The sequence below is a fragment of the Pediococcus claussenii ATCC BAA-344 genome (genome assembly GCF_000237995.1).
GTDB lineage: Bacteria > Bacillota > Bacilli > Lactobacillales > Lactobacillaceae > Pediococcus > Pediococcus claussenii.
The window spans coordinates 510805-535275 of the sequence record NC_016605.1; the positions used below are offsets into that span (position 1 = coordinate 510805).

At 37.0% G+C, this 24471-nt stretch carries 23 protein-coding genes; 21 read left to right on the top strand and 2 right to left on the bottom strand.

All coding sequences use genetic code 11. The annotated features are described in order from the left end of the window. Positions 1-9: 9 nt before the first annotated feature. A complete protein-coding gene (locus PECL_RS02420) occupies positions 10-987 on the top strand; it encodes a serine hydrolase domain-containing protein (RefSeq protein WP_014215008.1) in 978 nt (325 codons plus the stop codon). A gap of 105 nt (positions 988-1092) precedes the next feature. Here PECL_RS02420 and PECL_RS02425 read toward each other — a convergent pair whose 3' ends face one another. Beyond that, positions 1093-1749, bottom strand: coding sequence for a CPBP family intramembrane glutamic endopeptidase (locus tag PECL_RS02425; RefSeq protein WP_014215009.1), 657 nt, complete (start codon positions 1747-1749; stop codon positions 1093-1095). Positions 1750-1932: 183 nt separating this feature from the next. Here PECL_RS02425 and groES point away from each other — a divergent pair, with 183 nt between their 5' ends. The 4 genes from groES (at position 1933) to PECL_RS02445 (ending at position 7531) form a co-directional block, all read left to right on the top strand. Further along, a complete protein-coding gene (gene groES, locus PECL_RS02430) occupies positions 1933-2217 on the top strand; it encodes a co-chaperone GroES (RefSeq protein ID WP_014215010.1) in 285 nt (94 codons plus the stop codon). A gap of 26 nt (positions 2218-2243) precedes the next feature. Further along, positions 2244-3863 (top strand): chaperonin GroEL, encoded by a 1620-nt coding sequence (groL, locus tag PECL_RS02435; protein WP_014215011.1) that lies wholly within the window; start codon positions 2244-2246, stop codon positions 3861-3863. 277 nt (positions 3864-4140) lie between these two features. Continuing rightward, complete coding sequence (locus tag PECL_RS02440; protein ID WP_014215012.1) at positions 4141-5973, top strand: APC family permease; 1833 nt, start codon at positions 4141-4143, stop codon at positions 5971-5973. 352 nt (positions 5974-6325) lie between these two features. After that, on the top strand, positions 6326-7531 hold the full coding sequence (locus PECL_RS02445) for a glycosyltransferase family 4 protein (RefSeq protein ID WP_014215013.1): 1206 nt from the start codon (positions 6326-6328) through the stop codon (positions 7529-7531). Positions 7532-7964: 433 nt separating this feature from the next. Here the strand turns inward: PECL_RS02445 and PECL_RS02450 are convergent, their stop codons facing one another. Further along, positions 7965-8597, bottom strand: coding sequence for a YigZ family protein (locus tag PECL_RS02450; RefSeq protein ID WP_014215014.1), 633 nt, complete (start codon positions 8595-8597; stop codon positions 7965-7967). A 38-nt stretch (positions 8598-8635) separates the two neighbouring features. Here PECL_RS02450 and PECL_RS02455 point away from each other — a divergent pair, with 38 nt between their 5' ends. From PECL_RS02455 to hprK, 16 genes are all read left to right on the top strand, one after another. After that, positions 8636-9955: a DEAD/DEAH box helicase gene (locus tag PECL_RS02455; protein ID WP_014215015.1), complete on the top strand. Its 1320-nt coding sequence runs from the start codon at positions 8636-8638 to the stop codon at positions 9953-9955. Further along, on the top strand, positions 9956-10624 hold the full coding sequence (locus tag PECL_RS02460; protein WP_041534567.1) for a ComF family protein: 669 nt from the start codon (positions 9956-9958) through the stop codon (positions 10622-10624). Between the two features lie 150 nt (positions 10625-10774). Continuing rightward, complete coding sequence (hpf, locus tag PECL_RS02465) at positions 10775-11341, top strand: ribosome hibernation-promoting factor, HPF/YfiA family (RefSeq protein ID WP_014215017.1); 567 nt, start codon at positions 10775-10777, stop codon at positions 11339-11341. A gap of 210 nt (positions 11342-11551) precedes the next feature. Beyond that, the gene (secA, locus tag PECL_RS02470; RefSeq protein WP_014215018.1) at positions 11552-13912 is read left to right on the top strand and encodes a preprotein translocase subunit SecA; all 2361 of its coding nucleotides are present in this window, start codon (positions 11552-11554) and stop codon (positions 13910-13912) included. Between the two features lie 90 nt (positions 13913-14002). Further along, positions 14003-15119 (top strand): peptide chain release factor 2 gene (gene prfB / locus PECL_RS02475; protein WP_148265538.1). Its coding sequence is split into 2 segments (ribosomal slippage): positions 14003-14074 and positions 14076-15119, totalling 1116 coding nucleotides; the frame shifts between segments, so codons are not numbered across the junction. A gap of 11 nt (positions 15120-15130) precedes the next feature. Next, positions 15131-15829 carry a response regulator transcription factor gene (locus tag PECL_RS02480; protein ID WP_014215020.1) on the top strand — a complete coding sequence of 233 codons (699 nt, stop codon included), beginning with the start codon at positions 15131-15133 and terminating at the stop codon, positions 15827-15829. Then, the gene (locus PECL_RS02485) at positions 15810-17192 is read left to right on the top strand and encodes a sensor histidine kinase (protein ID WP_014215021.1); all 1383 of its coding nucleotides are present in this window, start codon (positions 15810-15812) and stop codon (positions 17190-17192) included. The genes PECL_RS02480 and PECL_RS02485 overlap by 20 nt, the downstream gene beginning before the upstream one ends. Positions 17193-17459: 267 nt before the next feature. Further along, complete coding sequence (locus PECL_RS02490; protein ID WP_014215022.1) at positions 17460-18338, top strand: phosphate ABC transporter substrate-binding protein PstS family protein; 879 nt, start codon at positions 17460-17462, stop codon at positions 18336-18338. A 6-nt stretch (positions 18339-18344) separates the two neighbouring features. Beyond that, positions 18345-19265, top strand: a complete 921-nt coding sequence (gene pstC, locus PECL_RS02495; RefSeq protein WP_014215023.1) for a phosphate ABC transporter permease subunit PstC — start codon at positions 18345-18347, stop codon at positions 19263-19265. Beyond that, positions 19262-20149, top strand: a complete 888-nt coding sequence (gene pstA, locus PECL_RS02500) for a phosphate ABC transporter permease PstA (RefSeq protein WP_014215024.1) — start codon at positions 19262-19264, stop codon at positions 20147-20149. The genes pstC and pstA overlap by 4 nt, the downstream gene beginning before the upstream one ends. Positions 20150-20162: 13 nt before the next feature. Next, on the top strand, positions 20163-20963 hold the full coding sequence (pstB, locus tag PECL_RS02505; protein ID WP_014215025.1) for a phosphate ABC transporter ATP-binding protein PstB: 801 nt from the start codon (positions 20163-20165) through the stop codon (positions 20961-20963). Positions 20964-20980: 17 nt separating this feature from the next. Beyond that, the gene (pstB, locus tag PECL_RS02510) at positions 20981-21736 is read left to right on the top strand and encodes a phosphate ABC transporter ATP-binding protein PstB (RefSeq protein ID WP_014215026.1); all 756 of its coding nucleotides are present in this window, start codon (positions 20981-20983) and stop codon (positions 21734-21736) included. 20 nt (positions 21737-21756) lie between these two features. Beyond that, positions 21757-22425: a phosphate signaling complex protein PhoU gene (phoU, locus tag PECL_RS02515; RefSeq protein ID WP_014215027.1), complete on the top strand. Its 669-nt coding sequence runs from the start codon at positions 21757-21759 to the stop codon at positions 22423-22425. Between the two features lie 400 nt (positions 22426-22825). Continuing rightward, entirely contained in the window at positions 22826-23143 is a 318-nt protein-coding gene (locus tag PECL_RS02520) for a PspC domain-containing protein (RefSeq protein WP_014215028.1), read from the top strand. 11 nt (positions 23144-23154) lie between these two features. After that, positions 23155-23514 (top strand): phage holin family protein, encoded by a 360-nt coding sequence (locus PECL_RS02525; RefSeq protein ID WP_041534569.1) that lies wholly within the window; start codon positions 23155-23157, stop codon positions 23512-23514. Between the two features lie 17 nt (positions 23515-23531). Continuing rightward, positions 23532-24470 carry an HPr(Ser) kinase/phosphatase gene (gene hprK / locus PECL_RS02530; RefSeq protein ID WP_014215030.1) on the top strand — a complete coding sequence of 313 codons (939 nt, stop codon included), beginning with the start codon at positions 23532-23534 and terminating at the stop codon, positions 24468-24470. The last annotated feature ends 1 nt before the right edge of the window (position 24471 follow it).

Consider the following 24471-nt stretch of genomic DNA (forward strand, 5'->3'; position numbering starts at 1 on the left):
GAGAAAATTATGACAGATAAACTTCATCAAATTCATCAAGCAGTTCAGACAGCAATTGATAATGGTGTTATTTTTGGGGCGTCGTATAGTTTGATTTCTCAAGAAGAGATCGAGATGCGTTTTGAAGGTGTTCAAGGTGATGATGAGTTAAATATTGCGTTGGATCCTTCAATGATCTACGATTTGGGCAGTTTGACACAGAGTGTAGCCACTACTACTCGTATTTTTCAGTTACTTGCCATTCGAGAGATTGGTTTTCGGGATCCGGTTGTTAAATACTTACCAGGCTTCTCCCATGCAGAAATTAATATCTGGCATTTGTTATCGCAACAAAGCGGTTTACCAGTACAAATTCCAAGTGCATCAAATATGACAGGACTTGAATTTGTAAATGTTTTATATGATATTGATCTCGATTTCAAACCAGGAGATCATGTCCAACATTCGCCGCTCAATATGATTCTACTGGGGTTGATTATTCGATCAACTGACGGTTCAATTGATCGAAGTGTTCAAGACCATATTTTATATCCCTTAGCTATGACTAACACTGGTTATAATTTAAATCGACCAAAAATTCGCTTTGTGCCAACTCGAAAAGACGCCAAAAGAGGGCAAATTCAAGGTCAAGTTGAAGACTACCAAGGATTAATTCTGAATGGTGAAAGTGGTTATTCCGGCTTGTTTTCAACATTGAACGATTTAACCGTCTTTGTTGAAATGATGTTGCAACGCGGTAATTATCAAGGTAAGGAAATATTGGATCCTCAGATTTTTACCCTTTTACAGAAGTTTGATGAGGATGGACAGTCACTTGGCTGGCGGAGATCACGCTCAAATAAGGGACTGTTCTACATGCAAAGTCCGACCGGGGTGATTGCTTTTGATATTGCAAAACGCCAAGGCTTGGTTTGTATGACAAGTTTTATCGAGGATGAAGAAGATCGTAAAAAGTTACTGAATGAAATTTTAAAAGTAGTTGAATAAAAAAAACGCCTTAGGCTTATTTCTGAAACCATTTTAGTATGGCTCGGAATTAAGTTTAAGGCGTTTTTATTTTAAATTGTGAAATGGAAAACTTTATAATATCTGTTATTTCATAAATATTGCACTAATGGCAATTAAAGAATTCATTAGCATATGGGTAATCATCGATGTTTGAATACGCCCTGTTCGATTATACAGCCAACAAAAGAGCAATCCGATCGAAGCATAAAGTATTATGTGGCCGTCTGAATGCATGAATGCAAAAGCCAGGCTTGATATCAATGCGGTTATAACTAAACCAAGGTTAGTATTATTCCACCCTAGAAGATTACTTAGATTACCAAACAAAACCTTTCTAAAGACTAATTCTTCCATGATTGGAGCGCCAATTGTGATTGCAAATATAAAGAATGAGTTGGTTTTAGCAAGTGTCAATAATGTTTGAGTATTCTGAGAAGTAGTGCTAGCTCCAGAAGCAATAGTAAGAAGATTGATTATAAATTGAAGAAGTAGAATTAAGCCAAGTCCGATTACACCCCAAAAAATAGCATTAATGAACGGCTTACGTCCATATTCTATTGAATTTAATTCGGTAGTTTGAAGAGCAATCGTGGACAGTAGAACCGCGCCTAGTAAATAATCCAGAGTTTGGATGGGAATATAATATTTTCCAAGATTGAAAAAAGAAATTAAAATTGAGGGAAGAAAAAAGATAAAGAAATACGTAATTAAAATTAGAAGCGAGCTTTTTGAAAGTTTCATATTACATTAATCTCCTTTATTATGCATGTCAGTATAACATAGTAGAGGCTTACCGTGATAGTTTGGTTAATAATGGTCAAAAATACTTGCATTCTGTTCTAATAATGATTATAGTGGTCATTGTAGTTAGCACTTGAGGTGTTTGAGTGCTAAAAATAAAAACTTAGTACTGGAGGGATTGACGTGTTAAAACCTTTAGGTGATCGCGTTGTTTTAGAAGTAAAAGAAGAAGAGGAACAAACTGTTGGTGGAATTGTTTTAGCAAGTAATGCTAAAGAGAAATCGCAAACTGGTAAAGTAGTTGCTGTTGGTGACGGTTTGGTTCTTGATAATGGTGAAAAACTACCAATGAGCGTTAAAACAGGTGATACGGTTATTTACGACAAATATTCAGGAACAGAAGTAACATTTGAAAATAATAAGTACTTAGTAGTACACGAAAAAGATTTAATTGCCGTAATCGACTAATTACTATTGGGGAGGAATTTTTTAAGATGGCTAAAGAGATTAAATTTTCAGAAGATGCTCGTACAAAAATGTTAAAAGGTGTCGATCAACTTGCTGACACAGTTAAATCAACAATCGGTCCAAAGGGTCGTAACGTGGTTCTCGAACAATCATATGGTTCACCAACAATTACTAATGATGGTGTAACAATTGCAAAGGCAATCGAGTTAGAAGACCATTTCGAAAATATGGGAGCTAAGTTGGTTTCTGAGGTTGCATCAAAGACAAATGACATTGCTGGTGACGGAACAACAACTGCAACGGTTTTGACCCAAGCAATTGTTAATGAAGGTATGAAGAATGTTACCGCAGGTGCAAATCCTGTTGGTATTCGTCGTGGAATTGAAAAAGCAACAAGTAAAGCGGTTGAAGCATTACACAAAATGTCACACGAAGTTAAGACAAAGGATGACATTGCACAGATCGCTTCAATTTCATCAGCTAATCCAGAAGTCGGTAAGTTAATTGCAGATGCTATGGAAAAGGTTGGCAATGATGGTGTTATTACGATTGAAGAATCGCGTGGTGTTGACACAAGTTTAGACGTTGTTGAAGGTATGCAATTTGATCGTGGATACATGTCACAATACATGGTAACTGATAATGATAAGATGGAAGCTGACCTTGACAATCCTTATATCTTAATTACAGATAAAAAGATTAGTAACATTCAAGATATTTTACCTTTGCTTCAGTCGGTTGTTGAGCAAAGTCGTTCACTATTAATTATTGCGGATGATATTACTGGTGAAGCACTACCAACTTTGGTATTGAATAAGATGCGTGGAACATTCAATGTAGTTGCCGTTAAAGCTCCTGGTTTTGGAGATCGTCGCAAAGATCAGCTTGAGGATATTGCTATCTTAACTGGTGGTACTGTAATTACGGATGATCTTGGCTTGAATTTGAAGGATGCAACAATTGAACAACTTGGACAAGCTAATAAAGTTACAGTAACTAAGGATGATACAACAGTTGTTGAAGGCGCTGGAAGTAAGGAACAAATTGCTGAGCGTGTTACAACGTTGAAGCAACAAATTGCTGAAACGACATCAGACTTTGATAAGGAAAAGTTGCAAGAACGTTTGGCTAAACTCGCAGGTGGCGTTGCTGTGGTTCGTGTTGGTGCTGCAACTGAAACAGAGCTTAAAGAAAAGAAGTATCGTATTGAAGATGCATTAAATGCTACTCGTGCAGCAGTAGATGAAGGATTCGTTTCTGGTGGTGGTACTGCTTTAATTAATGTCATTCCCGCACTAGATGATATTGATGCTACTGGCGATGAGCTTACTGGTGTTAATATTGTACGTCGTGCGCTCGAAGAACCTGTTCGCCAAATTGCTGAAAATGCTGGTGAAGAAGGATCAGTTATTGTTACACGTTTGAAGAGTGAAAAGCCAGGAGTAGGTTACAATGCCGCAAACGATCAGTGGGTAGACATGATCGAAGCTGGAATTGTTGACCCAACGAAGGTAACCCGATCAGCATTACAAAATGCAGCAAGTGTATCAGCACTCCTATTGACAACAGAAGCCGTTGTTGCTGATTTACCAGGTAAAGATGATGCACCAGCCGCTCCGGCCAACCCCGGAATGGGCATGATGTAAGGATAAATAGATTTTAAATTATTAAGGACTGCGAATGGAATTTGCCATTTGTAGTCCTTTTTGTATATTGAAATATATCTTAAGTGCACAAGTTAAACAGATTTGAGTTATTATGCATGTAGGAAGATTTTTATAAGAAGAATGAAATAGAATTATTGTGATTATGAAAAGTAAGACCAAATGGGCTAGTCTGGAATGATTTAGAAAGTACTAGCTAATCATCACTAATTAGAGTAAAATTTCTATTGCATTATTATCTTAGAACGGAGATCAAGGAATGTTTTCGTATTTGAAACGAATTTTAATTGGTAAACCCCTGAAAACTTTAGAGGAGGGGGGACAAGCTTTAACTAAATTTAGGGCTTTAGCGCTTTTGTCGTCCGATGCACTTTCATCCGTTGCTTATGGTACTGAAGAGATACTATCAGTTTTGGTTGTATTGTCTGCTGCGGCAACATGGTATTCATTGCCAATTGCTGCTATTGTTTTGGCCCTGTTATTTGCAATTGGGGTTTCATACCGACAAATCATTAATGCTTACCCATCTGGTGGAGGAGCGTATGCTGTTGCCAGTACTAATTGGGGAACTTCGGCGGGTTTGGTTGCTGGGGGATCGTTACTGGTTGACTATATGTTAACAGTTGCTGTTAGTGTTACCTCAGGAACGGAAGCAATTACTTCGGCAATTCCATCATTAATTAACTATCAAGTTCCAATTGCCATTTTGATTGTACTTGGCATTATGGCACTTAATCTACGCGGCTTGCGCGAGTCGGCAAGCTTCTTAACTATTCCCGTGTACTTCTTTATCATTATGATCACAGGGATGGTTGCATTCGGCTTTTTTAATATTATTACAGGTCGAGCTGTATACCACGCTGCAACTGCTGTCGGAACAGCGGTACCTGGAATGACATTTGTCCTGTTTATGCGGGCGTTATCATCTGGTTCGTCTTCACTGACTGGTGTTGAGGCAATCAGTAATGCCGTACCTAACTTTAGGAAACCTAAACGACGTAATGCTGCAATGACACTTACGATCATGGCACTTATCCTTGGAGTCTTTTTTGCGGGTATTACCGTCTTAGCATATTATGGCGGGATTGTCCCGAGCGCTAAGCAAACTGTTTTATCACAAATTGGTGTATCGGTTTTTGGTCACGGAATTTTATACTACATGCTTCAGCTTTCAACGGCTTTGATTTTAGCGGTTGCTGCTAATACTGGATTTTCGGCTTTTCCAATGTTGGCCTATAATCTGGCAAAGGATAAATTTATGCCACACGCATATATGGATCGCGGAGACCGCTTGGGTTATTCTAATGGTATTATCTCGCTTGCTGCTGGTGCGATCGTGCTAATTCTAATTTTTCATGGTAAGACTAGCTTGTTGATCCCACTTTACGCAATCGGAGTTTTTGTACCATTTACTCTTTCCCAATCAGGTATGATTGTTCATTGGATGAGAGAACGTGGTAGAGGATGGCTGCTTAAATCGTCAGCAAATTTCCTTGGAGCCTTTTTATCTTTTGTTTTAGTATTATGTTTATTGTTCCTTCACTTTGGTAATGTATGGCCTTACTTTATCGTGATGCCTGTTATCCTTAGAATGTTTTATAAGATTCGTCAGCACTATAATGCTGTTGCGGATCAGCTTAGACTTGTTGAAAAGGGAAAAGTTAAATTACATGAATACGATGGCTCAACGGTCATAGTGCTTGTCAGCAACGTTACTCAAGTAACCTCCGGAGCAATTAATTATGCACGTTCCATTGGTGATTACGTTATTGCTATGCATGTTTCATTTGACTCTGATCCAGAAAAAGAACATAAAACGGCTATTGAGTTTAAAGCAGAATATCCTGATGTACGTTTTGTGGATATCCATTCATCATATCGATCAATCACAAATCCAACAATTCGTTTTTGTGACGTAATTGCAAAACGTGCGGCGGAACGAAACTATACAACAACGGTCTTAGTACCACAATTTGTACCAAGAAGGCCATGGCAGAATATCTTGCATAATCAAACTGCTTTAAGGTTAAGAGCTTCCTTAAACTCTCGGGAAAATATTATTGTTTCAACGTATAATTATCATTTGAAATAAGACTAAAGTTAGATGAGTCTATATTTAATAGGCCCGTAGTTTTTCAGTTTTTGCATTGACCCCAATTGGTGAGGATTTATTCATCTTTTGGGGTCTTTTGTTGCCTTGAGATTTAATGTGACTTGTTCGTCATATTTCATTATTTGGATTAGAAATAAAATTCTAAACGTCAACTTTGGTTCTGGCTTTTCATTTAATTGTGCTAATATTAAATTATTTAAGTAAGCAAAGAACATTTTGAAAACTACAAGCTACATTAAATTTGTTTATTTTGCTTTAAACATGATATTGAATTGAAAAATCATGAATTTTTTCTGTATAATGAAAGTAGTACTTTTAGAAGAGGATGAATATGCGATTTGAAATTATTGTTAGCTTGTTTGCAACAATGATCATTTCTGCTGTTTTAACTCCGTTTGTGAGGCGTTTTGCTTTTTTAATTGGTGCAGTTGATGAACCATCAGCTCGACGAGTTAATAAAGTTCCTATGCCCACAATGGGGGGACTTGCAATTTTTATTGCCTACAATTTTACAATGTTTGTGTTGATGCGGAATCAGATTCCCACTGCGCCAGACAAGTTGTTTCAATTCTGGGGAATGTTTGCGGGACAGTGTATTATTATTATTACAGGAATGATCGATGATGTAGTTGAATTAAAGCCCTATCAAAAAATGATTGGTATTCTGCTGGCGGCGGTTGAGGTTTATTTCCTAGGTGGCGTACGGATGACCACAATTACCCTTCCATTCCTTGGAATTTTAAATCTTGGTTGGATTGGATTTCCAGTTACAATTTTGTGGATTGCAGCAATCACTAATGCAATTAATTTATTAGATGGATTAGATGGGCTAGCAACCGGAGTGTCAATTATTGCTTTATTTACAACAGGATTTACGGGTTTGTTTTTCCTGCCCTCTACTAATATTTTAGTAGTGGTGATGATATTTACTTTGGTGGCAGCAGAGATTGGTTTTCTGCCATACAATTTTTTCCCTGCGCGAATCTACCTGGGAGATACAGGCGCTTTATTCATTGGTTTTATGATTTCTGTTTTTTCATTATCAGGATTAAAAAATGCGACATTTATTTCTGTAATTATTCCGTTAATGATTCTCGGTGTTCCAATAACGGATACGGTTTATGCAATGTTAAGACGTCGCTTGAATAACCAGTCAATTTCACACGCCGATAAACGTCATTTGCACCATCGATTAATGCAAATGGGACTTACTCATCGGCAGACGGTTTTAGTTATTTACGGAATTTCTCTTATTTTTTCATTTATTGCACTACTTTATCCATTATCAACGATTTGGGGATCTGTTTTTTTAACGATCGGAATCTTAATTGGAATTGAAATTTTTGTTGAAGCAATTGGGTTGGTTGGGGAAAATCGAACTCCAGTTTTGAACTGGATTAGAAGGATTGTTAGTTCAAATACTTCTCAAGAGGCGAGCCAAGATTTTGAAAGAGAACATCCGCAAAAAGCGCCAACTAAAAACAAACAAGAGGAACCACTTAGTCGAGTTGTTAAAAATAGAAGGCAAAAAAAATAGAGAGTGAAGCAACCCGGTTAGGTTGTGAGGATTAGCAGGAAATAAGAATTATGACGGGCTTGGTCATAGTTCTTATTTTTGGCTAACCGCAGGAAGCTGGGTTGAGCAACTCGTTTTAAAAAAAATAGAGAGTGAAGCAACCCGGTTAGGTTGTGAGGATTAGCAGGAAATAAGAATTATGACGGGCTTGGTCATAGTTTTTATTTTTGGCTAACCGCAGGAAGCTGGGTTGAGTAACTCATTTCAAAAAAATAGAGAGTGAAGCAACCCAGTTAGGTTGTGAGGATTAACAGGAAATAAGAATTATGACGGACTTGGTCATAGTTTTTATTTTTGGCTAACCACAGGAAGCTGGGTTGAGTAACTCATTTCAAATAAGGATTGTAGCAAAACATTATTTGCTACAATCCTTATTTTTATGCATCAGTTGAGGTTAAATTTGAATTGGAATAATTTGTTCCGGACCATTTTTAAAAGAAACATTACCGTTTAGTAGACCAGTTAATTGTTCTTTAAAATTTAAAATATTATCCTTCAATATAGGAACTGAAAGAGTAACCTGAGTAGAATATTGTGAATTAAGTGTGGTTAGATTCTGTTGTTGCAAGAAATAATTTAGGGTATCAATGTTTTTATAATCAATCGTAACTAGCATGATTTGTTGAAGCACTAATCTAGCAAGACTAGCATCAGAAACGGCGAGAGAAACGCTAGATCCATAAGCTCGGATTAGACCACCGGCACCCAGTTTGATACCACCAAAGTATCTAGTAACGATTGCAAGCACGTTGGTGAGCTCTTCCTTTTTTAAAACTTCTAGCATTGGAACACCTGCTGTGCCAGATGGTTCGCCGTCGTCTGATGCACGTTGTATGTTAGAGTCGTTACCTAAAATATATGCGTAACAATTGTGATTTGCTTTTGATTCTTTCTTTGTGATTTCTTCAAGAAGCTTTTTTGCTGCAGTTTCTGTTTCAACTGGAATTAAGCGACAAATAAATCGCGATTTCTTAATGGTTTGTTCAATTTGAACATTTTTTATAACTGTAATTGAATTTTTGCTCATTTAAAAAGTTTCTCCTAGATTTAAACGTATTTAATTATATGGACGAATTTGAAAAAAAGCAATTTTATGGCAGGTTAGTACCAATTTTATGTGGAGATGTTCAGCGATACAATGTTCAATATTTGCAACCATTTAAGGGTAACAACCCAAACGTGATATGCGAAAGATGTGGTACATGGCTAAATCGACGAGTTGCAATACTACCTAATCAACAGTTCTACTGTCGTAATTGTATTAATTTAGGAAGAATATCAACTCTAGTGAAGTTAGGAACCTTACCTGAACCTAATTTATTTAAAATAGGGGTTGACTACCTGACCTGGGACGGAAAATTAACGTTGGATCAAAGAAGATGTGCCGATGACGTTGTTGAGGCGATCAAGAGCAATGAAACTTTACTATTATGGGCGGTTACGGGTGCTGGGAAGACTGAAATGTTGTTTGAAGGTATTGATTTGGCTCTCAAACAAGGATTGCGTGTATGCGTTGCTTCCCCAAGGTTAGATGTTTGTAATGAATTGTATCCTAGGTTTCAAGAAGTCTTTCCGGCAAGCAGAATTTGTCTATTACATGGTGAATCGGAAATGACATATGAATATGCGCAGTTTACAATTTGCAGCACCCACCAGTTATTGCGGTTTCGTAATGCGTTTGATGTATTGATTGTGGATGAGGTTGATGCGTTTCCATATGCTGGTAATCCACAATTGATTTACGCGACAAAAAATGCAAAAAAAGATGACGGAACGTTAATTTATTTAACGGCAACACCAGGAAAAAGTCTATTAAAGCAAAGTAAAGTTGGGGCTATTCGTACCAGTTATTTATTAAAAAGATATCATGGAAATCCTCTGCCAGTCCCAATATGGAAAATTCAGTACGGATGGAGGAAGTTGGTTAAGCGAAGAAAATTAAGTAGATACTTGCGGTTATTTTTAAATAAACAGTTACCAGAAAAACATCAATTCTTGATTTTTGTTCCTAAAATAACTGATTTAGAACTTGTTAAGGATTGTATTGAAAAAAATATTAATGAAATAAAGATCGATACTGTTTGTTCTAATGATCCCAAACGAACAAGAAAGGTTCAAAAAATGCGCAATGGGGAAGTTGATGGACTAATAACCACCACAATTTTGGAACGAGGTGTAACTTTTCCAGAAATTGATGTAATGGTTTTAGGAGCAGATGATCCGATTTTTTCAATGGCAGCCTTGGTTCAAATTGCTGGTAGGGTCGGAAGAAGTTCGCGGCGCCCAAGTGGCAGAGTTTGGTTTGAATGCAACCAGTTGACTAGAGGTATTCTTAAAGCAATCAATACGATTAAATATATGAATAAAAAAGGATTTACTGAATAGATGGACTGCTTTTTATGTAATAAAAATACCTCACAAGAGTTGGACTTAGAATTTATTTTAAGCTGGCAAGGAATTCAGTCTGAACTTGTTTGCGTAGATTGCAAAAATTTGTTTGCACGGTTGGAAGATGGACAGATTTGTAAGGGATGTGGGCGTAGTTCTCAGAAAATTCAGTGTGCTGATTGTTCTAGGTGGGATGATGACTTTAGAAACATAGCAATGTATGAGTATAATGACGCAATGAAGGACTACTTTAACAGATATAAGTTTTTGGGTGACTATTACTTAGCCAATGTTTTTAATCGTGAATTTAGTAGCTTTATTAGCAAAAATATCAAAGCGGGGGAGAAGTTAGTAACGATTCCTGTGGATGATTTAACAATGAAAACGCGAGGATTTAACCAAGTGGATGGAATAATTGGATTAGATACGTTAAACGTCTTGAACTCTATACGCCAAAGTGGTCAACTACATCAATTTCAATTATCCAGGCAGGAACGTTTAGAGCAAGATAACCATTTTACTATTGATGATCCTAAACAAATTTTAGGTCAAGAAGTGGTTATTTTAGATGATATTTATACTACTGGTAAAACAGTTAGGGATGCTGCACGAGTATTGAAGAATAGCGGTTGTAAAAGTGTGAGATCTATTACATTGTGTCGATAAGAAGAGGAAATTTATATAATATTTTTAAGGGACATTCATTGTTAAAAACAGCGCTTTCATTTATAATGTGATTATACAGAAGTGAACTAATTACTTTTATTTCTGTTATGCTAATCTGACGGTTAGCAAGTTGGAAGGGAGAGAAGTTCTATGCTTGAATTTAATGTACGTGGTGAAAACATTGAGGTTACTGAAGCTATTCGTGATTATGTGGAAAAAAGAATCGGGAAAATCAATAAGTATTTTGATGATGGTTCTACTCCCAAGGCTCACGTAAACCTAAAGGTATATCAAGATAAGACTGCAAAGGTAGAAGTAACAATTCCAATGTCAGCCCTTGTCTTGCGGGCAGAAGAAACTTCGCCAGATTTATACGCAAGTGTCGATTTAGTAACAGACAAATTAGAGCGGCAAATTAGAAAGTATAAGACAAAAATTAATCGCAAATCGCGTGAAAAAGGATTTAAGGGTGTGGAAGTTCCAGATGAAGCATCTACGAATGATGAAGAATTTGATGATGAAAAAGTAAGTGAATTTGATATTGTAAGAACTAAACAGATTTCACTGAAACCAATGGACAGTGAAGAGGCTATCCTTCAAATGGATATGTTAGGACATAACTTCTTTATTTATGAGGACGCTGAAAGTGGAGCTGTTGACATTGTTTACCGTCGACGAGATGGTCGTTACGGCTTGATCGAATCAGGAGAGGAATAAACTTTTGAAGCTTTGCAGACTGTTTTTGCTTAAAAATATTCTGTGAGGCTTTTTATTTTGTTCAAAAGTAGCAGATTTTATTCGAATACATTAAAAAATGATTACAACGTTATCGTTATTTAAGTATCCGTGTTTAATTGTGTATTAAAGAATGATAGAATTAAACAGAATATCTATATACAAGTACAAGAGTGAAAGGAAATTGTTAGAATGCCAAATCCTTTAAGACGTTGGGTCGAAAGTGACTCACGTGAATTGAAACGTTTAGGTCAAAAAGCAGACCAAATTGATGCATTAAAAGATGAGATGGAGAATCTCACTGATGAAGAATTACAGGCAAAAACTCCAGAATTAAAAGAGCGACTAAAAAATGGCGAAACACTAGATGATATATTGGTAGAAGCCTTTGCCGTTGCCCGTGAGGGAGCAAAGCGCGTCTTGGGATTATTTCCATTTCGAGTTCAGTTAATGGGTGGAATAGTACTTCATGGTGGTAATATTGCTGAAATGAAGACTGGTGAAGGGAAAACCTTAACAGCTACTTTACCGGTTTATTTGAATGCTCTTGCAGGCAAGGCCCTGCTCTTGATTACTGTTAACGAATATTTGGCGGAACGTGATTCGACTGAAATGGGTGAGCTATATAACTGGTTAGGACTGACAGTTGGTTTGAATATCACAGAAAAGTCTCCAGATGAAAAGCGGGAAGCCTATGCTGCTGATATCACATACTCGACTAATAGTGAGATTGGGTTTGATTACCTGAGGGATAACATGGTTGTATACAAGGAAGACATGGTACAACGTCCTCTTAATTTTGCTTTAGTTGATGAGGTGGACTCGGTATTAATTGATGAAGCGCGAACTCCATTAATTATTTCAGGGCAATCCGAAGCTGGAACACATATGTATGAACAGGCGGATCAGTTTGTAAAAACTTTAAGTCAAAATGACTACAAGATTGATTGGGAATCAAAATCGATCACTCTGACCGAAGATGGTATTAGACGTGCTGAAAAATATTTCCATCAAAAGAATTTATATGATGTAGAAAATGCGTCATTGAATCATCATTTGGACCAAGCGCTTCGTGCCAACTATATTATGCAATCGGATAAAGATTATGTTGTGCAAGAAGGTGAAGTTTTAATTGTTGACCAATTCACTGGACGTGTAATGGAGGGACGTCGTTTTTCAGATGGGCTTCATCAAGCGATTGAAGCTAAGGAACATGTTGAGATCCAAGAAGAAAATAAGACTATGGCTAATATCACATACCAAAATCTTTTCCGAATGTATCATAAATTGGCTGGTATGACTGGTACCGCCAAAACGGAACAAGAAGAATTTCGTGAAATTTATAACATGGAAGTTATAACTATTCCAACTAATCGTCCAATTCAGCGTGATGATCGTCCGGATGTTCTATATCCAACTCTTGAAAGCAAGTTTGCAGCTGTTGTGAAAGAAATTAAAGAACTACATTCCAAAGGGCAACCAATGCTAATTGGTACTGTAGCCGTTGAGACTTCTGAATATTTATCACGTTTATTAGACCGTGAGAATATTCCACACGTTGTTTTGAATGCTAAGAATCACGCACGCGAGGCCGAAATCGTTATGAATGCTGGGCAACGTGGTGCGGTTACAATTGCTACAAACATGGCTGGACGTGGTACTGATATTAAGTTGGGACCTGGCGTAAAAGAAGTTGGGGGCTTAGCAGTTATTGGTACTGAACGACATGAATCACGTCGTATTGATAATCAGCTTCGTGGCCGTGCAGGACGACAAGGTGACCCTGGTATGTCACAATTTTACTTGTCGCTTGAAGATGACCTGATGATTCGTTTTGGTTCGGAAAGAATTAAGAATTTATTGAGTCGAATGCGAGTGGATGATGAAGACGCGGTAATCCGTAGTCGCATGATTACTCGTCAAGTTGAATCGGCTCAAAAACGAGTTGAAGGTAACAATTATGATTCTCGAAAAAATGTTCTTCAATATGACGATGTAATGCGTGCTCAACGTGAAGTTATGTATGCAGAACGACAAAGAGTCATCATGGAAGATAAGGATTTAAAAAATGTTATTATGCCAATGGCTTATCGAACTATTGATCGGGTAGTTGACGCACAAACACAAACTTCAAAGAAAAAATTTGATCTAGAGACCATAGTAGAGTTTGCACGAAACGTTCTTGTTCGTGAAGATGATATTATTAAATCCGATTTAGCAGGAATGAATGCCGATCAAATTAAGAAGTATTTGTATGGGTTAGCTGACAAAGTCTATAAGGAAAAAGAAGAACAACTATATGAGCCTGAACAAATTTTGGAATTTGAAAAGGTTGTCATTTTGAGGGTTGTTGACCAACATTGGACTGATCATATTGATACAATGGACCAATTACGACAATCAGTTGGTCTTCGTGGTTATGGGCAATTAAATCCTTTGGTTGAGTATCAGCAAGAAGGATACCGGATGTTTAACGAAATGATTAGTGATATTGAATATGAAGCAACACGATTATTTATGAAATCTGAGATTCGTCAAAATCTAGAGAGATAAATTGAATGCGGAGGGGTTAAACGAGATCTAATAATTTCGTTTGCCCCTTTTGTTTCAATTTAAATTATCAACATACAGTAGGAGTTTAGAATGGAATTAAGTGAAGCGCGCCATGAAATAGAAAATATGCGAAAAGAAGTCCAAGACTTTAGGGGGTCTCTTTGACTTAGATGGCTTGAGCGAAAGTATTTCGGTTAACGAATCTAAGATGGCAGAGAGTGACTTTTGGAATGACTCAGTAGAAGCTCAGGCGTTAATTGATCAAAATAATATTTTAAAAGAAAAATATGACAATTTTGAGCGATTGCAGAAACATGTTGAAAATTTAGAAGTAACCCTTGAATTGTTGGAATCTGAACCTGATGCTGAAATGCAGGCGGATTTGGAGGCCGAGATTGAAGAAACTAATAAATTATTAAGAGATTATCGTTTGGGTTTGTTATTGAATGGCCCTTATGACGCTAATAATGCAATCTTAGAGATTCATCCTGGAGCTGGTGGGACAGAGTCACAAGATTGGGGTTCAATGTTGTTTAGAATGTACACGAGATGGGCAGAACAGCATAAATTTAAAGTACAAGTTGAAGATTATCAACCTGGAGATGTTGCAGGAATAAACAGTGTAACGATTAGAATTATTGGACATAATGTCTATGGTTATTTGCGTTCTGAAAAAGGAGTTCACCGGCTTGTAAGATTGTCACCTTTTGACTCTGCTGGACGTCGTCACACTTCATTTGCATCGGTTGATGTTATGCCTGAACTAGATGAATCGGTAGAAGTAAACATCAACCCAGATGATTTACGAGTTGACGTTTATCGTTCTAGTGGGGCTGGCGGGCAACATATAAACAAAACGTCTTCAGCAGTTCGGATTACACATTTGCCAACTGGGATTGTAGCTGCAAGCCAAGCGGAACGATCACAACTACAAAATCGAGCCACTGCAATGAGCATGTTGAAAGCTAAATTATTTGAGTTAGAAGAGGAAAAAAAGGCACAGGAAAAGGCTGCTTTAGAAGGAATTCAACTTGATATTGGGTGGGGGTCTCAAATCCGATCTTACGTTTTTCATCCGTATTCAATGGTAAAAGACCATCGAACCAATTTTGAAACAGCTAATGTTCAAGGTGTTATGGATGGTGACTTAGATGGATTTATTAATGCATATCTCCAGTGGAAGTTACAGCAGGAAAATCCCCAATAGGAAGTGAAATCATGGCTAGAAAAATTTTAGTGGTTGATGATGAGCCTTCAATTGTCACGTTAATTCAGTACAATTTGGAGCAAGAATTGTATGAAGTTGAGGCGGTTGGAGATGGAATTGAAGCAGTTAAAAGGGCTCAAAACAATAATTTTGATTTTATTATTATGGACTTAATGCTTCCTGGACAAGATGGTTTCGAAGCAACCAAGGCAATTAGAAAGTTTAATCCGGATGTTCCAATTTTGATGTTGACTGCCAAAACTGGAGAAATTGATAAAGTCATGGGTCTTGAGCTTGGAGCGGATGATTATCTAACAAAACCGTTTAGTCCGCAGGAGTTGCTATCAAGAATGAAAGCGATCTGGCGAAGAACAGACCGCTATAGTAAAAGTAATGTGAAAAATAGTGGTGCTAGTAATGATGCCGGAGTAGAAATTAATTTAAAACGGAAAATAGTAACAAAGAATAGCAAGCCAATTGAACTAACTCCAAATGAATTTAAACTGCTGGAATACTTATATGAAAATTCTGGACAGGTTCTTTCACGTGAACAGATTTTAAATTCAGTATGGGGATACGAGTTTGGTGGGCAAACAAGAATCGTTGATTTACATGTAAGTCATTTACGTGATAAGTTGGAAGATGATCCTAAGCATCCCAACATCATTCGAACGGTAAGAGGTTTTGGCTATGAATTTTCTCAAAGATAAAGTTACAATACGAACTCTTCAATTTACCATCTTAAGCTTGATTGGCAATTCATTTATGGCATTTTTGGTTTACAAATTAATGGTTAAGGAACATCCCAATTTTACGAGTGTTAATTTAACGTTATTAGCAATTGTGATTGCATTAATTACAGTAATTGAATCAATTGTTTTTTGGAGTAATCAACGAAATATTTTTGAAAGACAAAAACTGTTTAGAGAAAGCCTTAAAAAAATCTTGAAAGACGATAAGGCTAAACGGATTGTATTGGATAAGGATGATCCTTTTTATGACTTAGCCAATGCTATTAATTTAATTAATTCGCACAATCGACACCAAGTCCACGAAATTGTTAATCAAAAGAATGAATTGCGAGCGATTATGGATAATCTCCCAGTTGGGATACTTGTGATCAATCGGCATCGTGAATTACAAATTTCCAATCACTACGCGCGAAAACAGTTTAATATAACGGATTTAAATGTACCTCATCCATATAGTATGGACTTACAAAACTCTGAGGTATCAAAGCTGATTGAACAAAGTTTTGAAAGTCACCAGACTTCTTTTGGACACATTCAATTTGATGATCAGCATACCTATGAAGTTTCAGTTGTTTATAGCCCTAAGGCACATCATCGCTTTGAAATTGTCGTTCTTTTGTATGATATTTCTGAGGAGATGCGGGCAAAACAAGTCGAGGAAGATTTTATTAACAATGCTTCTCATGAACTTAGGACGCCGATTACTTCGATTGGAGGATTTGCAGAAACATTATTGAACGGGGCCAAGGATGATCCTGAAACATTAGATCAATTTCTGACGATTATTAAAGACGAAAGTGGTAAGTTAACGCAATTAACTGAAGATATACTGACTATGTCGCGAATTCCGAAGAACGAAAAAAAATGGGAAGAAGTCCCATTAGTTGAGACGATTAATCAAAACATACAAATCTTAGCCAAACAGATTGAACAGCGTCATTTGCAGATTAACATGAATATTAAGAATGACCAGGAAGTTAATGTGATAAAAAAGGATTTTTACCAAATAGTTAAAAATCTATTATCAAATGCAATTAGTTATAACATTGATGGCGGACAAATTATCTTTGACTATGCTGAAGATACAAAGGGGTGGAGTTTGACTGTTCGTGATACCGGTGAAGGGATCCCCAATGATCAGATTAACCGTATTTTTGAACGCTTTTATCGAGTTGATGGAGTTAGAAGTACAGAGCCTATTGGTGGTACTGGACTAGGCTTAGCGATTGTAAAAGAAGCTGTTGAAGATATGAACGGAAAAATTAGCGTAAAATCAATTTTAAATACGGGTACTGAAATCACAATTCGATTTAAGAAGTAAAACATTCAAAGATTTTATGTACTTTTAGTTTACGCGAAGTAAAAAGTTTGAATAAATTTAGGATGTCCTACCAGTTGAAAATGAGTGCGAAAACTCTAATTCAGTTGGTAGGCTTTTTATTTTGGGATAACAGAGTTATAAGTGGTGGAATTTTACAAATAATTAAAATCAATACAAAACCTATACAATTCTCAAATAAAACCGATACATTGATCCTTTAATATATGTCTTGCAATACAAGATATTAGACATGTGGAGGAAAAGAGAATGCATAAAAGATTGGCATTATTGTTTAGTTTGTTGGGAATGGTTTTTATTGTTGCGGCATGTGGAAATAATTCGGCTTCAAAAAGCGGGAGTAAGAACGTAACGATTGTTGGGTCTACTGCGCTTCAGCCACTAGTTGAAAAAGCATCGAATGAGTATAAAACACAGAATTCTAAGTTAAATATTACTGTGCAAGGTGGGGGATCTGGAACTGGACTAAGCCAAGTACAACAAGGCTCAGTTGATGTGGGAGATTCTGATATTTTTGCAGGACAGCAAGATGGAATCAAAGCAAGCAAGATTGTTGATCATAAGGTTGCGGTTGTTGGAATTGCACCAGTAATTAATAAAGATGTTAAGATTACGAATATTTCAAAAGACGATTTAATGAAAATTTTCACCGGAAAAATTACTAATTGGAAGAGTGTGGGTGGACCCGATAAAAAGATTGTGGTTATCAATCGCGCACAGGGGAGTGGAGTTCGAAAAACGTTTGAACAATCTATTCTAGGTGGAAAAGAAGCAATGACATCGCAGGAAAAAGATTCAAATGGTACGGTTCAAAAAATCGTCAGTTCAACTCCTGGAGCAATTAGTTATCTAGCATTTTCTTATGTAAATAAGGATTTGAAAGCATTAAAAATTGATGGTGTAGAGCCAAATGATAGTAATGTGACAACTAACAAATGGAAGATTTGGTCATATGAGCACATGTACACTCAAAAGAAACCAAGTAAGGCAACAATGGACTTTATCAAGTACATGGATTCTAAAGCTGTTCAAAATAAATTAGTAAAACAACTTGGTTATATTTCAATTCATGATATGAAAGTAGAATTAACAAGTGATCTGAAGATAAAACCAATTGAAGGGAGATAGTAGCGAATGGAGCCAATCAAACAGGAACTAACAAAGAAGTCTCGGGCTGCTAAACAGGACCAAAGAGGGCAGCTCATTGCGGGACTAAGTATAGTTCTAATTATGCTCGTGGTGTTATCAATCCTTTACATGATAACCTCACGTGGATTGGCAACTTTCACTCAAGATCATATAAGTGTGGTGGATTTTTTCACTAAGACGGTTTGGAACCCGGGATCGCTCGGTAAGAACGGTCAACCACTGGTTGGGGCATTACCAATGATTATAGGATCATTCATGGTAACAGTCTTAGCGGCCTTACTTGCAACGCCATTTGCGGTTGCAACGGCCGTTTTTATGAGTGAAATTGCTAATAAAAGAGGACAAAAAATATTGCAACCGGTGATTGAACTATTAGTTGGAATTCCATCAGTAGTTTATGGCTTTATTGGTTTAGTTGTTGTAGTGCCAATCACCCGGCACTTTTTCGGGGGAACCGGGTTTGGAATTCTATCAGGAACGTTCGTACTTTTTGTTATGATCCTGCCAACCATTACTTCAATGTACATTGATAGTTTAAAAGCAGTTCCTCGATTTTATCGAGAGGCTTCATTGGCACTCGGTGCGACAAGGTGGCAAACCCTGTATAAAGTTATTGTACGTTCTTCAATTTCAGGGTTATTGACAGCTATTATTTTTGGAATGGCTAGAGCTTTTGGTGAAGCGCTCGCTGTACAAATGGTAATCGGAAATGCGGCCTTGATGCCAGATGGGTTACTAACACCTGCGGCAACACTTACTAGTGTGCTAACGACTGGGATTGGAAATACAGTTATGGGAACACTTCCAAATAATGCGCTCTGGACGCTTGCGTTAATTCTATTATTTATGTCATTGTTCTTTAACTTAATTACACGATACATCGGGAGAAAGGGGGAACTGAAATGAACGCAAAAACAGCTGATAAGATTGCAACTGGTGTGATTTACTGTTTAGTTGGCATTGTTGTTTTAATTTTAGTTTTTCTGATCGGTTTTATTCTCTGGACGGGACTTCCATACGTATCGTGGGACTTTCTAACTGGATCAGCCAATGCCATGGGTGGTAGTGGTGGAATCGGTGATCAACTATTTAATTCGTTTTACTTATTGTTATTAACGTTACTGATTTCATTTCCAATTGCGTTGGGTGCTGCCATTTACTTATCAGAATACGCTAAGCAGAACTGGTTTACAGATTTAATCAGAATTACAATTGAAGTTTTAAGTTCGCTTCCATCGGTTGTTGTGGGGCTTTTCGGTTTTCTACTGTTTGTAATTCAATTTAAGCTAGGATTTTCGATTATTTCTGGGGCGATTGCCTTAACATTTTTTAATCTACCGATTCTGACAAGGAATATTGAAAATTCATTACAAGATGTTCCTAATTTACAACGTGAAGCTGGAATGTCTTTGGGGCTTTCAAAGTGGCGAACTGTAATAAAAGTTGTTTTGCCTGTTGCACTTCCTGGAATCTTGACTGGGATCATTTTGAGTGCTGGTCGTGTTTTTGGCGAAGCAGCCGCTTTAATTTATACCGCCGGACAGAGTTCGCCAAGCATCAATTACGGGGATTGGAACCCACTAAATCCAACTAGCCCACTTAATATCTTTAGGCCAGCGGAAACTTTGGCTGTTCATATTTGGAAGATTAATTCGGAAGGCGTTATGCCAAACGCAAATCAAATTTCAGCAGGGACATCTGCCGTACTGATTATTGCCATACTATTATTTAACTTCCTAGCACGTTGGCTAGGTGGAAGATTATATCGTCGTATTACGGCTAGCAAATAAGGGGTGATGTTTTTTGAAAAATTATGATCTAGCACAAAATTCAATTAAAACGTTCGATGAAAAAACAGAAATAGCACTTTCAACCAAAAATTTGCAAGTTTACTACGGTGATAATCATGCTATGCACGATGCTTCATTGTCCTTTCCACGTTATTCGATTTCAGCACTAATCGGTGCGTCTGGTTCTGGGAAATCCACTTATTTACGGAGCCTAAATCGGATGAACGACGGAGTTGCAAGAGTTGATGGAGAGATTATGTATCGTGATTTGGATATTAATTCAAATGCGGTTGATGTCTATCAGGTTAGAAGAAGAATAGGGATGGTATTTCAACGGCCTAACCCGTTTGCCAAATCAATTTACGATAATATTGCTCTTCCCTTACGTGAAATGGGAATTAAAAATAAAACAGAGATTGATGATATTGTTGAAAAAAGCTTAAAACAGGCTGCTTTGTGGGATGAAGTGAAGGACAATTTGAAAAAAAGTGCTTTGGCCTTATCAGGCGGACAACAGCAGCGTCTATGTATCGCACGAGCCATCGCAATGAGTCCCGATATTTTACTATTAGATGAGCCAGCTAGTGCTTTAGATCCTATTTCTACGTCTCGGATTGAGATGACATTACAGGAGTTAAAGAAAAACTTCACCATAATAATTGTAACGCATAGTATGGAGCAGGCCTCGCGGGCAAGCGATTATACTGCTTTCTTCCATATGGGACATATTATTGAATTTAACGAAACACAAAAAGTTTTTACGAAACCAAACATGAAAATTACTGAAGATTATATTTCAGGAAACTTTGGATAAGAAAAGGAGGGTGAAGAATGACACCACTTTTAACAAGTGAAAATGTGCGCCTTTACTATGGTGAAAATGAGGCTTTACATGGAGTTGATTTGGATTTCGATAAAAATCAAATCACGGCTCTTATTGGACCATCAGGTAGTGGTAAATCAACCTATTTAAGAAGTCTTAATCGAATGAATGATCTTATTCCAGACGTGACAATTACAGGAACAATTAAGCTTGATGGTGATGATATCTATGCGCCAAGGGTTGATGTTGTGGAGCTCCGAAAGAAGGTTGGAATGGTCTTTCAGCAACCCAACCCATTTCCTTTCTCGGTTTACGAAAATGTTATTTATGGTTTGAAACTTGCCGGTGAAAAAGATAGGCAACTGCTTGATCAGCGCGTTGAGGAGAGTTTAAAAAGCGCGGCAGTCTGGGAAGAGACCAAAGATCATTTGCATGATAGTGCATTATCATTTTCTGGTGGGCAACAGCAAAGAATATGTATTGCACGCGTTTTAGCAGTTAAACCGGAGATTATTTTAATGGACGAACCTACAAGTGCGCTTGATCCAATTTCTAGTTCAAAAATCGAAGATACGATTTTAGCATTGAAAAAAGTCTATACAGTAGCAATTGTCACTCACAGTATGCATCAGGCATCAAGAATTTCCGATAAAACTGCATTTTTTTTAGACGGAAAATTAGTTGAACAGGGACCAACTGAAAAGATTTTCCTAAATCCTGACCGACAAGAAACTAGTGATTATTTAAACGGAAAATTTGGATAAAAACTTTAAGGAGGAATAATATGCGCGGAATATTTGATGAGGAGTTAAAGAGACTTTTGAACAAGTTTACTGAGATGGGAATTAATGTTAGTGAACAAATTTACAGGGCAACCAAATCTTTTGTGGATCATGACCGTGAGCTTGCACAACAAGTTATTGATGCGGATGATGAGATTAATGAACAAGAGATAAAGCTGGAAGACCAAGCACTTAATTTAATTGCGCTTAAGCAGCCGGTTGCTTCCGATTTTAGAAAGGTAATCGTTGTATTAAAAGCAAGTTCTGATTTGGAACGAATAGGTGATCATGCTGTTGGAATTGCGAAAGAAACTATTCGTATTAAAGGAAAACAACGGGATCAAAAGATTGAAGATGAGATTGCTGATATGACTAATACTGTTCGGAGTATGCTAGATATCACTATTGATGCATACGTCAAAGGCGATAGTGCGCTGGCAGAACAAGTGATTGAAGCAAATAAGAAGATTGATCAACGTTATAATCAAATCCGAAAAGATAGTTTGGCGAATATGAAGTCAGATCCAAATGCAATAACTGGTGGAACCGGATACTTATGGGTGGCAAGTTATTTGGAGCGGATTGGTGATCACATCACGAATGTTGTGGAGTGGATTCTTTATAATAAAACAGGAAAGATTACCGAATTAAGTTCGGACATAGTAGAGTAAAATATTGTAATTAATAGTGATATATGCACAATTATTAAGTAAAAACAGAGCGGGATATAAGTCAGAAAGTGATGAGCATTTTAGCGGAATCACTTTGATATAGTTTTCTTTAAGTTAAGCAGATGAATTATTGGTTTTTATCTGTCAATCTAGAGTGAACTATAGCAGTTGACTTATTTCCCGTATTTTTGTTATTTGGGTTAGAGCTGATAGTTAGATTTTAGGGATGTCTTAATTATTTTATTTTCAAAGATAATTAAAAGGATTTTCGACGGTATTAAGTAAAAGACGAATTTTGCCTAATAAAAAACGTAATTTTTAATTATATTGATTATCAGATTTGCCAATATATCTACAATAGAAGTAAAATATTACTAACCAAAAGATTGGATGTGATACTTTGAATTCAAATGAAAAAAGAAAGCTTTTAAAATCAAACGATCGTATTTTTACCGGAGTTGCCGGTGGCTTTGCTGAGTATTTAAACTTAGATAAGACTTTAATGAGGTTGATCTTTGCAGCTTTGATTCTGATTAGTCATGGATTGGGTTTGATCGTTTATATAATTTTGGCATTTGCAATGTCTGATAAATCAAATTACCAAAAGGGATTTTTCAGCTCGATGCGTGATGGAATGCGTGGTCAAGCACAGAATGATTCGAAAAAGAGAAAAGAGATTAAAAATGTCGAGGAAAAAGATGTTTCCGATGATAAATAAGGAGAGGTAAGATGCGTTTTTGGCAGAGAGTTATTATAGATGCAATTTTGTTTATTGCTTTAACAGGTTTTTTTCAACAATCAGGAGCTTTTCGAGTATCAAGCATTTGGATTGCGCTTGCAGCCAGTTTAGTGTTGGCAATATTGAACGCTAGCATCAAGCCAATTCTGCAAATAATATCGTTACCAATCACCATTTTAACGTTAGGGCTGTTCAGTATAATTATTAATGCACTGATGCTCTCATTGACCTCATTGCTAGTAGGGTCAACTGTCTTCTACTTTGCTAGCTTTGGGACGACAATGCTTGTGGCAATTGTCCTTTCAGTTTGTAACGCAATTATTTCTAACTACTTCAATCGTGGCGTATAGGATAGGGAGGGTCAATTATGGCCGATAGTGTTTCAGTTTCAGAATTAGTCAAAAAAATTCGATTGGATGTTTATTCAGGTAAGGAGTTTTTGAAAGAAAGAAACGTAACCGTTAGTGATATTTCACGTCCAGGGTTGGAGTTAACTAATTATTTCAAATTCTACCCGCATGAACGAGTACAGCTGTTTGGTCAGACTGAGATTTCTTATGCCAAGGATATGATGTCGACTGATGACCGACGTGATATTTTTAATCGCATGGCAATGTCTGATACGCCTGCGTTTGTTATTTCACGGGGGTTACCGATCCCAGCAGAACTAATGGAAGCTTCCAAAAATAATCAGGTGCCAATACTGGGGTCGAACTTGCCAACTTCACGTTTACTAAGTAACATGACTAATTATTTAGAAAGTCACTTAGCGGAGCGAGAATCTGTGCACGGTGAATTAATGGAAATTTATGGTTTAGGTGTTCTAATTACCGGAGATTCTGGAATTGGTAAGAGCGAAACTGCACTTGATTTGATTAAGCGTGGACATCGTTTAATTGCAGATGATCGTGTTGATGTATACCAACAAGACGAGCAAACCCTTGTTGGGGAGGCTCCCAAAATTCTACAGCACCTTTTAGAGATTAGAGGGGTTGGTATCATTGATGTTATGAATTTATTTGGTGCGGGTGCCGTCCGTGGCCATACAGATATAAACTTAATTGTGCACTTACAAAACTGGGACAAGGAAACTCAGTTTGATCGTTTAGGTAATGGTGAAACTTTTAGAAAGTTTTTTGATGTTGAGATTCCTAAGATAACCGTACCGGTCCGAGTTGGTAGAAATTTAGGTGATATCATTGAAGCTGCAGCCATGAACTTCCGGGCACGTAATATGGGTTATGATGCGACTAAGGTTTTTGATGATAATTTAAATGAATTGATTCGTGACAATTCAAAAAAATGAG